General features: G+C 66.3%; 13 protein-coding genes. 7 read left to right on the forward strand and 6 right to left on the reverse strand.

The annotated features are described in order from the left end of the window. Window positions 1-20: 20 nt before the first annotated feature. Genes HALO32_RS16330 through HALO32_RS16345 form a run of 4 tightly spaced genes read right to left on the reverse strand, consistent with a single transcriptional unit; the run spans window position 21 to window position 2,676 of the window. On the reverse strand, window positions 21-896 hold the full coding sequence (locus tag HALO32_RS16330) for a DNA replication terminus site-binding protein (RefSeq protein ID WP_151444953.1): 876 nt from the start codon (window positions 894-896) through the stop codon (window positions 21-23). Next, window positions 893-1,126, reverse strand: a complete 234-nt coding sequence (gene yacG, locus HALO32_RS16335; protein WP_151444954.1) for a DNA gyrase inhibitor YacG — start codon at window positions 1,124-1,126, stop codon at window positions 893-895. Before yacG ends, HALO32_RS16330 begins: the two co-directional genes overlap by 4 nt. A gap of 41 nt (window positions 1,127-1,167) precedes the next feature. Then, window positions 1,168-1,782, reverse strand: a complete 615-nt coding sequence (gene coaE, locus HALO32_RS16340; RefSeq protein ID WP_151444955.1) for a dephospho-CoA kinase — start codon at window positions 1,780-1,782, stop codon at window positions 1,168-1,170. 42 nt (window positions 1,783-1,824) lie between these two features. Beyond that, window positions 1,825-2,676, reverse strand: a complete 852-nt coding sequence (locus HALO32_RS16345) for a prepilin peptidase (RefSeq protein ID WP_151444956.1) — start codon at window positions 2,674-2,676, stop codon at window positions 1,825-1,827. Window positions 2,677-2,824: 148 nt separating this feature from the next. Here HALO32_RS16345 and nagZ point away from each other — a divergent pair, with 148 nt between their 5' ends. Both nagZ and HALO32_RS16355 read left to right on the forward strand, forming a co-directional pair. Further along, window positions 2,825-3,838 carry a beta-N-acetylhexosaminidase gene (gene nagZ / locus HALO32_RS16350; RefSeq protein WP_151444957.1) on the forward strand — a complete coding sequence of 338 codons (1,014 nt, stop codon included), beginning with the start codon at window positions 2,825-2,827 and terminating at the stop codon, window positions 3,836-3,838. A 44-nt stretch (window positions 3,839-3,882) separates the two neighbouring features. Continuing rightward, window positions 3,883-4,461 carry a hypoxanthine-guanine phosphoribosyltransferase gene (locus HALO32_RS16355; protein ID WP_151445167.1) on the forward strand — a complete coding sequence of 193 codons (579 nt, stop codon included), beginning with the start codon at window positions 3,883-3,885 and terminating at the stop codon, window positions 4,459-4,461. Between the two features lie 240 nt (window positions 4,462-4,701). On the opposite strand, the gene HALO32_RS16360 is transcribed toward HALO32_RS16355, so the two are convergent. Both HALO32_RS16360 and HALO32_RS16365 read right to left on the reverse strand, forming a co-directional pair. Beyond that, a complete protein-coding gene (locus HALO32_RS16360) occupies window positions 4,702-6,393 on the reverse strand; it encodes an AMP-binding protein (protein WP_151444958.1) in 1,692 nt (563 codons plus the stop codon). Between the two features lie 81 nt (window positions 6,394-6,474). Further along, entirely contained in the window at window positions 6,475-6,936 is a 462-nt protein-coding gene (locus tag HALO32_RS16365) for a MerR family transcriptional regulator (protein ID WP_151444959.1), read from the reverse strand. A gap of 257 nt (window positions 6,937-7,193) precedes the next feature. On the opposite strand from HALO32_RS16365, the gene HALO32_RS16370 reads away from it, so the two are divergent. The 5 genes from HALO32_RS16370 to HALO32_RS16390 all read left to right on the forward strand — a co-directional run bounded on the left by HALO32_RS16370 (window position 7,194) and on the right by HALO32_RS16390 (window position 13,477). Continuing rightward, window positions 7,194-8,360 carry an acyl-CoA dehydrogenase family protein gene (locus tag HALO32_RS16370; RefSeq protein WP_151444960.1) on the forward strand — a complete coding sequence of 389 codons (1,167 nt, stop codon included), beginning with the start codon at window positions 7,194-7,196 and terminating at the stop codon, window positions 8,358-8,360. A 10-nt stretch (window positions 8,361-8,370) separates the two neighbouring features. Next, window positions 8,371-9,525, forward strand: a complete 1,155-nt coding sequence (locus tag HALO32_RS16375; RefSeq protein WP_151444961.1) for an enoyl-CoA hydratase/isomerase family protein — start codon at window positions 8,371-8,373, stop codon at window positions 9,523-9,525. A gap of 50 nt (window positions 9,526-9,575) precedes the next feature. Continuing rightward, entirely contained in the window at window positions 9,576-10,478 is a 903-nt protein-coding gene (gene mmsB / locus HALO32_RS16380; protein ID WP_151444962.1) for a 3-hydroxyisobutyrate dehydrogenase, read from the forward strand. A gap of 310 nt (window positions 10,479-10,788) precedes the next feature. Next, window positions 10,789-12,168, forward strand: a complete 1,380-nt coding sequence (locus tag HALO32_RS16385; protein WP_151444963.1) for an MATE family efflux transporter — start codon at window positions 10,789-10,791, stop codon at window positions 12,166-12,168. 127 nt (window positions 12,169-12,295) lie between these two features. Next, on the forward strand, window positions 12,296-13,477 hold the full coding sequence (locus HALO32_RS16390; protein WP_151444964.1) for an acyl-CoA dehydrogenase: 1,182 nt from the start codon (window positions 12,296-12,298) through the stop codon (window positions 13,475-13,477). The last annotated feature ends 5 nt before the right edge of the window (window positions 13,478-13,482 follow it).

Raw genomic sequence — 13,482 nt, forward strand, 5'->3', positions numbered from 1 at the left:
TCCGTTACCGCTAGCGCCACTCACCTGTATCGATAGACGCGTAGGCTCGGCAGGAAGGCCGTGTCTTCCAGCCGCTCGTCGCTGCGCCGGGCCCGGGTGCGGGTAGCAGGCGGGTGAGAAGGCGGCAGATTGTGGTCGGGCAGCCGGCCATCGGGGCTCGGCACGAACAGCGGCAGGGCGATGTTCATGGCCCGCCGGCTGCGGCCATCCTCGAGCGGTTCGCGATAGAAGAGGTTGGCACGCATCAGGGGGGCCTGGCTCTGCACCTGGGCCAGCGGCTCGCCATCGGGGATGCCGGCCAGCTGTCGCAACTGGATGCGTATGTGAGGTGCGTCACTGTCCAGCGCCAGCAGCTTTTCCTCGGCCTCGCGCACCGTCAGCCGCTTGATTGAGCGCCCGCTGGCATACCAGGCCAGGCGCACCCGGGCTACCGGGGCCTCGGCCAGGGGAATCGTCCGCCAGCACTGCTTGAGATGCAGCCTGGCGAGCCCCGTGCCTTGCAGGTGTTCGTGCAGAGCCGGATGCCGGAAGGGCAGCACCGCCTTGACCTCCGGGATCAGCGATGGAACCTCGCTGCGTATCTCGGCCAGCAGGGCGGCGAAGACCTTCTTGGTGGCATTTACCCGGGCGACCGCCTCCATCACCGCCTCGTCGGCCGCCACCAGGCCTACATGGCTGCGGGTGGCGCGACCGTCCTGACCATCCTGGTACCAGACGTCGAGCAGCGCGTGACGCAGCCAGGCGGCATCGGCCGTGTCGCCTTCGAAGGACCAGGCCGACGCACCCGAGGCCTGCCAGGTCGCCACCAGGGTATCGGTCTCCTCCACCAGGCGATCGAAGAGGGCTTCAAGCTCCGCCAACAGGCGGTATTCCGGGCGCTGCCCGTCGCGGCTCACGACGGCTCGCCGTCCCTGTCCGCACGAGCCAGCAGGGCGTCCAGGTCGCTCTCGTCCATGGCGGGCTCCCCGGCGATGCGATGGGACTCGTCCGCCCAGGCGCCCAGATCGAGCAGGCGGCAGCGCTTGCTGCAGAAGGGGCGGTAGGGGTTGTCTTCGCGCCACAGCACTTTCTTGCGGCACTGTGGGCAGGCGACTTCCAGGGGACGCTCGGTGTCTTGCATGTTCATACGTTGTCGTCTTCGGCAGGATGTCGGGGAAGGATGACGAATCACGGCGCGGGAGGCAAACCGACGGCTTGCCGGTACTGACGGTCGAGCTCGGCCACCTGCCCCTCCAGGCCCGCCTCGTCGGTGGCATTGTCGATCACGTCATCGGCCCGCGCCAGGCGCTGTGCCCGTGGCATCTGGGCCGCGACGATGGCGCGCGCCTGAGCCTCGTCCACCCCGTCGCGGGCTGCGGTGCGGGCAATCTGGGTGGCCTCGGGGACATCGATGACCAGACAACGATCGACCATCCTGTCCTGGCCGGACTCGAACAGCAGGGGTGAGATCAGCAGCACATAGGGGGCGTTCTGAGCCTGGAGCCGCTCGAGATGGGCCGCCAGCCGCTCGCGGATTCGCGGGTGAGTGATCCGCTCCAGCCGCTTGCGCGCCTCGGCATTGGCGAAGACGATCTCGCGCAGCGCTCGGCGATTCAGGCGGCCGTCGGGCGCGAGGACATCGTGGCCGAACTCCTCGATGATCTCGCCGAGAGCCGGTTCGCCCGGGGCCACGACCTCTCGGGCCACCTCGTCGGCATCCACCCAGGGGATGCCCCGCGCGGCAAACGCCCGCGCCACCGTGGACTTGCCCGAGGCGATGCCGCCCGTCACGCCGATGATCATCCTTGCCTCCCTGGTCGTTAGGTTGTCCCAGCCGTGATGAGCTTAATAGAGCAGGCCGGTGTAGAGCGCCATCAGCGGCTCGCCGGCCAGCAGGGCAATCCAGCCGGCCATCACCAGCCAGGGCCCGAAGGGCAGGGGCGCCCCGCGCAGGCGCGGGATGGCCAGCTGGATGAGAATGCCCACCACGGCCCCCGCCCCGGCGGAGAGGATCAGGACCAGGGGCAGGTATTGCCAGCCCAGCCAGGCGCCCAGGGCCGCCAGCAGCTTGAAGTCGCCGTAGCCCATGCCCTCCTTGCCGGTGATCAGCTTGAACAGCCAGTAGAAGCTCCACAGCACCAGATAGCCGGCCATGGCGCCGACCACGGCCGAAGGCAGCAGCAGCGGCTGGAAGAGCAGCTGGTAGAGCAGTCCCGCCCACAGCAGGGGCAGGGTGAGCAGGTCCGGCAGCAACTGGGTGCGCAGGTCGATCACCGCCATGGCCAGCAGGGCCAGGCAGGCGCCGAGGATGAACAGGGCCTCAAGCGTCGGCCCGTAGAGCGCCAGCACCGACAAGGCCAGTACGCCTCCGGCAAGCTCCACCAGCGGATACTGGGGGCTGATGCGCGCCTGGCAGCTGGCACAGCGTCCGCGCCGCTTGAACCAGCCCAGCAGCGGGATGTTGTCATGCCAGGCGATGGGGGCCTCGCAGCGCGGACAGAGCGAACGGGGCGTCAGCAGGTTGAAGGGGCGTGTATCTTCCGGCTCGAGTTCCAGGGCCGCACGGGCCTCGGCGCGCCAGCCGACCATCAGCATCACCGGCAGGCGGGTGATCACCACATTGAGGAAGCTGCCCAGACACAGGCCCAGGACAACCGTGAGGGGCCAGAGCAGAAAGGGGGGAAGGTCGGCGAGCAAGGGGGTAACTCCTGTCCAGTCGTATCCGGTCCAACATTGTATCGGGGGATAGCGTCAATTGCCCGGATACTCCGTGATGCAGGCAGACTGTCCTGTGCCGAGGCTTTGGTCTAGAATCGGCTCCCTTTCATGTTTCTAAGGCACGATCATGACCCAGATGCTCGGACCGGTGATGATGGATCTGGAGGGCCAGAGCCTGACCCCCGAGGAGCGCGAGCTGCTGGTGTGCCCCGAGGTCGGGGGCGTGATCCTGTTTGCCCGCAACATCGCCTCGGCCGGCCAGGTCCGCACGCTGTGTGACGAGATCCGTCGCGTGCGTCCCGATCTGCTGCTGGCGGTCGATCAGGAGGGAGGACGGGTCCAGCGGCTGCGCGAGGGGGTTACCCGTCTGCCGGCGATGGGACGCCTGGGCCGCGACTTTGCCCAGCAGCCCGAGGTAACACTGCGTCTATCTCAGGATGCCGGCTGGCTGCTGGGCATGGAACTGGCGGCCTGTGGCCTCGATCTCTCCTTCGCGCCAGTACTGGATGTGGACGGTGGCACCTCCAGCGTGATTGGCGATCGCAGCTTCTCCTCGGACCCTTGGGCGGTGGCCCGCCTGGGCCGTGCCTTCCTCGATGGTCTGCACGAAGCGGGCATGGTGGCCGTGGGCAAGCATTTCCCGGGCCACGGTGGTGTGGCGGCCGACTCGCATCATGAGCTTCCCGTGGATGGGCGTTCCCTGGAAGAGCTGCGCCGCCACGACCTCCTGCCCTTCGCCGAGTTGGCGCCCCGCCTCGATGCGGTGATGCCCGCGCATGTCGTCTATCCCGGCTTCGACTCCCGTCCGGCGGGCTTCTCGCCGGCCTGGCTAGGCATGCTGCGCGAGAGCCTGGGCTTCAAGGGAGTGATCTTCTCCGACGACCTGAGCATGAGCGGAGCGGCCTCCGCCGGCACGCCCGCAGAGCGCGCCCGGCTGGCGCTGGCGGCGGGGTGCGACATGCTGCTGGTGTGCAATGACCGCAGCGCAGCCCGTGAGGTGCTGGATGCTTGCCGAGGACGCCAGGCGCGTCGCGCCACGCGCCTGCGCTACGGCCGGGCCCGCCCCGACCTCAAGGCGCTGGAGGCTCTGTCACGCTGGCGTCGCATCCACGCGCGGCTCGAGGCGATGGCCGCGGGCTGAAACGTTTTCCCGATTTTCCGACTCCCTTCAAGAGCCGACCGATGATGTCCCGACTCGATGCCGATTCCCTGACGTCCCTGAGCGACATGCGCGATGTCATGGACAATGCCGACTGTCTGATCTCGCAACCCGAAGTCGAACGTGCCCTGGACCGCATGGCGGACGAGATCACCCGCGACCTGGGTGATCGCCTGCCGGTCTTCTACTGCGTGATGAACGGGGGCTTGATCACCACCGGCCACCTGCTGACGCGACTGGGCTTTCCGCTGGAGGTCGACTATCTCCACGCAACGCGCTACCGGGGTGGCCTGCGGGGTGGTGAGCTGTTCTGGCGGGTCTCCCCGGAGGTGCCCATGGCCGGTCGCCACGTGGTGATCGTCGATGACATCCTCGACGAGGGCGCCACCCTGGCCGCCATTCTCGACTACTGCCGGCAGGCGGGAGCGGCGAGCATCTCCACGGCGGTGCTGGTCGACAAGCAGCACGCGCGCAAGGCGGTGCCCGGGCTCCGGGCGGATTACTGCAGCCTGGAAGTCGCCGACCGCTATGTCTTCGGCTTCGGCATGGACTACAAGGGCTACTGGCGTAACGCACCGGGGATCTATGCGCCCAAGGGGCTCTGAGCGCCAAGCAGCCTTGGCCCAATGTTGTGGGAGCTGTCGGTTCGAAGCCTCGACTTTCACCGCGAAAAGTGGAGTGCACGAGGTATTGTGGGAGCGGTGCTCGCACCGCGAAAAGCGGAGGGCGAAAATCGCCGTGCAAGCACAGCTCCCACATTATTGCCGGTGCCATCATCCTGTTCGGCGCTCGGCGCTCGGCGCTCGGCGCTCGGCGCTCGGCGCTCGGCGCTCGGCGCTCGGCGCTTACGCCAATCCCAGCTCGTGGGTGGCTTCCTCGCGCATCTTGAACTTCTGGATCTTGCCGGTGACGGTCATCGGGAAGTCATCGACGAACTTCACGTAGCGCGGGACCTTGTAGTGAGCGATCTGGCCCTTGCAGAAGGCCTTGAGCGCCTCCTCGTCGAGCGACTCACCCTCGCTCAGCTTGACCCAGGCCATCACCTCCTCGCCGTACTTCTCGTCGGGCACGCCGATCACCTGCACATCCGAGATGGCCGGATGGGTGTAGAGGAAGTCCTCGATCTCGCGGGGATAGATGTTCTCACCCCCGCGGATGATCATGTCCTTGATGCGCCCGACGATCGACACATAGCCCTCTTCGTCCATGGTGGCCAGATCGCCGGTGTGCATCCAACCGGCCGCATCGATGGCCTTGTCGGTCGCTTCCGGGTTGTTCCAGTAGCCGAGCATCACGCTGTAGCCGCGGGTGCAGAGCTCGCCGGTCTCGCCGCGGGGCACCACGGCACCGGTATCCGGGCTGACCAGCTTGACCTCCAGGTGGGGGTGGATGGTGCCCACCGTGGTGACGCGCTTCTCCAGCGGCGCATCGGTCTGGGTCTGGGTGCTCACCGGGCTGGTCTCGGTCATGCCGTAGCAGATGGTGACGTCCTGCATGTTCATGCGGTCGATCACATTGCGCATCACCTCGATGGGGCAGATGGAGCCGGCCATGATGCCGGTGCGCAGGCTCGAGAGATCGAAGGCCTCGAACTCGGGATGCTCCAGTTCGGCGATGAACATGGTCGGCACCCCGTAGAGGGTGGTGGCCTTCTCCTCGGAGACGGCGCGTAGCGTCTGCTCGGGTTCGAAGCCGTCGCCGGGATAGATCATGGTGGCGCCGTGGGTCACACAGCCCAGGTTGCCCATCACCATGCCGAAGCAGTGATAGAGCGGTACCGGAATCACCATGCGATCCTTTTCGGTGAGGTTCATGGTGCGGGCCACGAAGAAGCCGTTGTTGAGGATGTTGTGGTGGGAGAGGGTGGCTCCCTTCGGCGCGCCTGTGGTTCCCGAGGTGTACTGGATGTTGATCGGGTCATCGAACTGCAGGCTGGCCTGGATATCGGCCAGGTGCTCGGCGGAGGTCTCGTCGGCGTGGGAGAGCATCGACTGCCAGCTGAACATCCCGGTCAGGGCGCGCTCCGCGTCGAGGCAGATCACGCGCTTGAGGTCGGGCAGCCTGGCGCTGGAGAAGGTGCCGGGGCCACCCTCACGCAGTTCCGGGGCGAGCTCGGCCAGGGTGGCGACATAGTCGGACGCCTTGAAGGAGCCCTGCAGGATCAGCGTCGAGGCGCCGGACTGCTTGAGGGCATACTCGAGCTCGTGGGTGCGATAGCTGGGATTGATGTTGACCAGAATGGCGCCGATCTTCGCCGTGGCGAACTGGGTGATGGTCCATTCGGCACAGTTGGGTGACCAGATGCCGACGCGGTCTCCCTTGTCCACTCCCAGGGCAAGCAGTGCCCGGGCCGCTTCGTCGACGGCCTGCTGGAGCGCCTTCCAGCTGTAGCGAAGCTCCTGGTGTCGGCTGATCAGGGCATCGCGCTCGGCGAAGCGCGCCACGGTATCGTCGAAGCAGTCACCGATGGTCTGGCCCTTGAGGGGGGTGTTGCTGGTGCCGCTGACGTAGCTGATCGATTGATGTTGGCGTGTCATGATGTTTCTCGTCTTGTTGTCGCCTGTGGCGGTGTGCGTGAAACGGGTGATGACGTCGTGGATCGCTCGGGTACTCGCCTCTCAGTCTTCCTGGCCGAGGCTGCCTTCCTGGTCGAGGCTGCGCAGTACCTCCCGGGCACGGTGGTCCACGTCGTCGAGCTCCATGCGCATCAGGCGGATGTCCTCCAGCTGCCGATCGAGATTGGCCCGCTTGTCGGCCAGTATCTCCAGCAGGCGCCACAGCTGGCGCGCGTTGCCGTCGGGCATGGCGTCGTACATCATCACCACCTCGCGAATCTCGGCCAGCGAGAATCCCAACCGCTTGCCGCGCAGGGTCAGTTTCAGGCGCACCCGGTCCTTCTCGCGGTAGATGCGTTTCTGCCCTTCGCGTCGCGGGGCCAGCAGGCCTTCCTGCTCATAGAAGCGGATGGTGCGCGGCGTGACCTCGAACATCCTCGCCAGCTCACCGATGGTGTAGTGTCGGTGCTGGCGAGGCAGTGCCTCCTGACTGGCCTCATTGGCCGGAGCGGTTGGCTGTGTCATGGCGTCGATCCTGTGGCCGGGTGGTGAACCGGCAGTTTTCCACCTCGTCTGGCAACACTAGACGAGCTTTACGTTAACGTAAAGTGCTTGTTCGACCATGGGGTGATATGGGATAAACCTAGCAAGTGCTAGGTTGGTGTCCAGTCGCAAGAGGCAATGATGCCGCCGGGATGTCCTCGCGACCTGTCCCGGAACCGAGCGGCCCGGACAATAACCACAAGACGTTATCTACTCATTGCTGAACAAGAGGATTCCCCATGGACTTCTCCCTGACTGATGACCAGAAGGCGCTGGCTGCGGCCGCCGCCGATTTCGCGAGGGCCGAGCTGGTCGAGCATGCCGCCGACTGGGACGCGCAATCCCATTTCCCGGTGGACGTCATCCGCCGGGCAGGCGAGGCGGGGTTCCTCGGCATCTATACCCCGGAAGAACACGGCGGTCTGGGCCTTTCGCGCCTCGAGGCCTCATTGATCTTCGAGCAGCTCGCCCAGGGCTGCGTCTCCACCACCGCCTACCTGACCATCCACAACATGGTGACCTGGATGATTGCCAGCTGGGGCGACGGTGCCCTGCGTGAAGCCTGGGTCCCCGCCATGGTAGCCGGCGAGGCGCTCGGTTCCTACTGCCTCACCGAGCCGGGTGCCGGTTCCGATGCCGCCAGCTTGCGCACCAAGGCCGTGCGCGAGGGGGAGGAGTATGTCCTCTCCGGCAGCAAGATGTTTATCTCCGGCGCGGGGGCCACCGAGGTACTGGTGGTCATGGCCCGTACCGGCGAGCCCGGAAGTGGCGCCGGTGGCGTCTCGGCCATCGTGGTGCCGGCCGATGCCGCGGGTGTCGAGTACGGCAAGAACGAGGAGAAGATGGGCTGGAAGAGCCAGCCGACATGCCTGGTCAGCTTCGACGGCGTGCGTGTGCCGGTCACCAACCGCCTGGGCGCTGAAGGGGAAGGCTTCAAGTTCGCCATGAAGGGGCTGGATGGCGGACGCCTGAACATCGCCAGCTGTTCGCTCGGTGCCGCCCAGCAGGCCCTGACCCTGTCGCGTGACTACCTTGCCGAGCGCAAGCAGTTCGGGCGCGAGCTTTCGAGCTTCCAGGCCCTGCAGTTCAAGCTCGCCGACATGGCCAGCGAATTGACGGCTGCGCGGCTGATGGTACGTCACGCCGCCTGGCGTCTCGACCAGGGCGACCCCGAAGCCACGGCCCACTGCGCCATGGCCAAGCGCTTCGCTACCGACATGGGGTTCACTGTCTGCAACGAGGCTCTCCAGCTGCATGGCGGCTATGGTTACATCCGTGAATATCCCCTGGAGCGCCTGGTCCGTGATACCCGCGTGCATCAGATTCTCGAGGGTACCAATGAGATCATGCGCCTGATCGTCGCCCGCCGCCTGCTGGCCGACGGCGTCATCGAATCCTTGCAATAGGAGTCCTCAGATGTCGGACCTTGCAGTACTCTTCGACGAGCTGCCCACTCGCGATGGTGGCCGCATCGGCGTGGCCACCCTCAACGCACCGAAGTCGCTCAATGCGCTGTCGCTGGAGATGATCCGCCAGCTCGAGGCCAAGCTCGATGCCTGGGCCGTCGATCGCAGCGTGGTGGCGGTGTGGCTCGAGGGCAGCGGCGACAAGGCCTTCTGTGCCGGCGGTGACGTGGTGGCCCTCTATCGCTCGCTGACTGAGGAGGGCGAGAACCGCGGAGCTGGCCCCGACGGCCTCTTCGCCGAGACCTACTTCACCGCGGAATACCGCCTCGACTTCCGCATCCACACCTACCCCAAGCCGCTGATGGTCTGGGGTGACGGCATCGTCATGGGGGGCGGTCTGGGACTGATGGCCGGCGGCTTCCAGCGCCTGGTCACCGAGACCACGCGCATCGCCATGCCGGAGATTACCATCGGTCTCTATCCCGACATCGGGGCCAGCTGGTTCCTGGGCCGTATGCCCCCCGGCGTGGGTGCCTATCTGGGCCTGACCGGGGCTCAGCTCAATGCCCGGGATGCCCTGGACCTGGGGATGGCTGACCGCTTCATCCCCCGCGAGCGCCGCGAGGCGCTGCTCGGTGCCCTGGTCGAGGCCGATTACGGCGACCGCAGCTTGCCGGCCTTGCGTGCCGGCGTACAGACGGCGCTCGATGACCACGAGGATCGCCGCGCCGCCCCCCCCGGCCAGGTGTGGCCCCACCTCGATCATCTCCAGGCGCTGGTGGGGCGGGTGGATGCCGCCACGGCCGTCAGGCGAATCCTGCGGGACACCACCGACGACGGCTGGCTCGCCGCCAACCGTGCGCGTCTCGAGGTCGGCTGTCCGATGAGTGCCCAGCTGGTCTGGCGCATGCTCGAGCGCCATGCCCACACCAGTCTTGCCGATGCCTTCCGCGACGAACTCGGCCTGTCGGTGCAGTGCTGCCGCCAGGGGGACTTCGTCGAGGGGGTGCGTGCGCTGCTGGTCGACAAGGACAAGGCGCCACGCTGGCAGCACGACAGCGTGGCCGGGGTCCCCCATGCCGATATCCAGGCCCTGATGACCCCACCCTGGTCCAGCGAGTCACATCCCCTGCGCGACCTGGGGCTGGGTCACCGGGTCGGCTAAAGGCATTACGCCGTCCCTGAACAACTCATAACGCAACAGGAGCCATGCCAATGAAAATCGCCTTTATCGGCCTCGGCAACATGGGGTCGCCCATGGCCATCAACCTGGTCAAGGCCGGCCATGACGTTACCGTCTTCGACCTGGTCGAGAGCGCCATCCAGGCCCTGGAAGCCGAGGGAGCCAAGCGCGCCGCCAGCGCCGAGGTCGCCGCCAAGGGGGCGGATGTGGTCGTCTCCATGCTGCCGGCCGGGGTGCACGTCAAGGGGCTCTACATGGGCCGCGACGGCAACCCGGGGCTGCTCGATGCCTTGGAAGGCAAGCCGCTGCTCGTCGATTCCTCGACCATCGCCCCCGACGATGCCCGCCAGGTAGGCGCCGCCGCCGCCGAACGCGGCTTCACCTACCTGGACGCCCCCGTCTCAGGCGGGGTGGGCGGTGCCAAGGCGGGCACCCTGACCTTTATCGTCGGGGGGGCAGAGGAGGGATACGCGCAGGCGAAGCCCCTGCTCGAGGCCATGGGCAAGAACATCTTCCACGCTGGCGAGGTGGGGTCGGGGCAGGTCGCCAAGATCTGCAACAACATGCTGCTGGGCATCCTGATGTCGGGTACCGCCGAGGCCCTGGCGCTGGGCGTGAAGAACGGTATGGACCCGGCCGTGCTCTCCGAGATCATGAAGCAGAGCAGTGGCGGCAACTGGGCGCTCAACGTCTATAATCCCTGGCCCGGGGTGATGGAAGGCGCCGCTGCCTCTCGTGATTACCAGGGCGGCTTTCTGACCGACCTGATGGCCAAGGACCTGGGGCTGGCCTGGGAGCTGGCACTGGGCTCGAAGTCCACGGTGCCCATGGGCTCACAGGCCCGCAATCTTTTCGCCCTGCACAGTGCCCAGGGCAGCGGGCAGCTCGATTTCTCCAGTATCCAGACCCTTTATCGTCAGGGCGAGGACAAGTAAGCCCCAAGCAGCCAAGCAGCCAAGCGGCCAAGCAGCCTTGGCCCAATAATGTTGTGGGAGCGGGGCTTTGTGGGAGCTGTCGGTTCGACGCCTCGACTTTCACCGCGAAAAGTGGAGTGCACGGGGTATTGTGGGAGCGGTGCTCGCACCGCGAAAAGCGGAGGGCGAAAATCGCCGTGCAAGTCGAGACGTCGAACCGACAGCTCCCACATTACTGCCGGTGCCATCATCCTGCTCGGCGCTCGGCGAGCTTTGCCCTCCATCCGGGGAAGCGGCACAATCCAGTGCCCGTTTTCCGTCGAGAGCCTCCATGAGCGCACCCGCTTCCCCCTCCTCGCCGCCTGCATCCCGCTCCCGTCCCGCCCGCCGCGAGCTGCTCGAAGGGCCCATCGGCCTGACCCTGCTGCGCAAGAGCCTGCCGGTGGTCGGCGGCATGATCGCCATGATGAGCTTCAATCTGGTAGATACCTGGTTCATCTCGCGCCTCGGCACCGAGGAGCTGGCGGCGGTGGCCTTCACCTTTCCGGTGGTGTTCACGGTGATCAGCCTGGCCATCGGCCTGGGAATCGGGACCTCGGCGGTGGTGGCTCGCCGGCTGGGGCAGGGCGAGTTCGGCACGGTGCGACGCCGAGCCACCGATGCGGCCCTGCTGGCTGTGGTGGTGGGGCTGTGCATGACGCTGCTGGGGCTAACCACCCTGGAGCCGCTGTTCCGCCTGATGGGTGCCGATGACCTGCTGATGCCGCATATCCGTGACTACATGGGCATCTGGTATCTGGGGGCGGCGGCGGTGATCGTGCCGAGGGTACTCAACAGCATCCTGCGCGCCCACGGCAATACCGCTACCCAGGGGCTGACGATGGCACTGGCGGCTGGCGTCAACGTGCTGCTGGACTGGTGGCTGATCTTTGGCATCGGGCCCTTCCCGGCCCTGGGAGTCTCCGGCGCGGCGCTCGCCACGGTGATGAGCTGGGGGCTCATGGCGGTTGTGCTGGTCTTCCAGCGCGAGTTGCGCGAGCTCTTCGACTTCGCCGGTCTGACGGGGCGAGGTCTTCTCGATTCCTGGCGGGAGCTGAGCCGCATCGCAGGCCCGGCCGCCGTCACCAGTGTCTTCACGCCCATCGCCCTGGGGCTGATAACCCGCATCGTGGCCGGTCATGGTCATGATGCGGTAGCAGGCTTCGGCGTCGGATCGCGCATCGAGGCCATCTCCCTGATCGCCGTGCTGGCACTCTCCATGACCCTGTCACCGCTGGTCAGCCAGAATGCCGGCGCCGGCCAGCATGACCGGGTCCGCCGGGCAATCCTGGGCTGCTTTGTCTTCGTGCTGGCCTGGCAGCTGCTGGTCTGGGGCGGACTGCAGCTATTGGCGCCCTGGCTGGTGGCTGGCTATGCCAAGCGCGATGCGGTCGGGGAGGTGCTGCGCCGCTTCCTGTGGCTGGTGCCACTGGGGCTCGGCGCCCAGGGCGTGGTGATCCTCGCGGTTTCCTCCTTCAACGCCCTGCACCGTCCCGCCCGTGCCATGCGGCTGTCGGTGATCAGGCTCTTCGCGCTGACCGTGCCGCTGGCCTGGCTGGGTGGCCGGTTGGCCGGTAGCACCGGCATCTTCGCCGGCATGCTTGTTGCCAACCTGCTGGTCGCCTTGCTTGCCTGGTGGCAGATTCGCCGCGTGCTGGCTCGGTACCCATAAGCGGGTAGCGGGGTTTCAACCAGGACGCTCAGGGGAATTTTTTCGAGGGGAGGCTTGGCAGATATCTCTTGTTGGTCTACATTTAATAAAAATATAGACATTTTAGCGCGCCAACCGAGGATGCCCCATGAGCCAGATCACTCCCGTCACCTGGGACGACCCCTTCCGCCTCGTCGACCAGCTCTCCGAAGACGAGCGCATGGTCCTCCAGACTGCCCACGACTATTGCCAGGAGAAGCTGCTGCCGCGAGTGCTGGAAGCCAATCGTCACGAGCGTTTCGACCGCGAGATCATGAACGAGATGGGCGAGCTGGGTCTGCTCGGCGCGACCATCGATGGCTACGGCTGCGCCGGGCTGAACTATGTCAGCTACGGCCTGATCGCCCGTGAGGTAGAGCGCGTCGACTCCGGCTACCGCAGTGCCATGAGCGTGCAGTCGAGCCTGGTGATGTACCCGATTCACGCCTTCGGCAGCGAGGCTCAGCGCGAGAAATACCTGCCCAAGCTGGCCAGCGGTGAGTGGGTGGGAGCCTTCGGCCTCACCGAGCCCGACCACGGCTCCGATCCGGGCGGCATGAGCACTCGTGCCACTCGCACCGAAGGCGGCTGGCGGCTCAACGGCACCAAGACTTGGATCACCAACTCGCCCATCGCCGATGTCTTCGTGATCTGGGCCCGGGATGACGAGGGCGTAGTCAACGGTTTCATCCTCGAGAAGGGCATGAAGGGGCTTACGGCCCCCAAGATCGAGGGCAAGTTCAGCCTGCGCGCCTCCATCACCGGCCAGATCGCCATGCAGGACGTGGAGGTCTCCGACGAGCAGCGGCTGCCCAACGTTACCGGCCTCAAGGGGCCGTTTTCCTGCCTCAACCGCGCCCGCTTCGGCATTGCCTGGGGCACCATGGGCGCCGCCGAGGCCTGCTGGCATGCGGCCCGCGACTATACCCTGGAGCGCAAGCAGTTTGGCCGCCCCCTGGCCGCCAACCAGCTGATCCAGAAGAAGCTTGCCGACATGCAGACCGAGATCACCCTGGGTCTGCAGGCAGCGCTGCGCGTCGGCCGCATGATCGACGACGGCCAGCTGGTGCCCGAGGCGATCTCGCTGATCAAGCGCAACAACTGTGGCAAGGCCCTGGACATTGCCCGGATGGCCCGTGACATGCACGGCGGCAACGGCATCAGCGACGAGTACCACGTGATCCGCCACGTCATGAACCTCGAGGCGGTGAATACCTACGAGGGCACCCACGACGTCCATGCCCTGATCCTCGGACGCGCCCAGACCGGCATCCAGGCCTTTACCGGGTAATGGGA

The sequence above is a fragment of the Halomonas lysinitropha genome (assembly GCF_902500215.1).
GTDB lineage: Bacteria > Pseudomonadota > Gammaproteobacteria > Pseudomonadales > Halomonadaceae > Halomonas > Halomonas lysinitropha.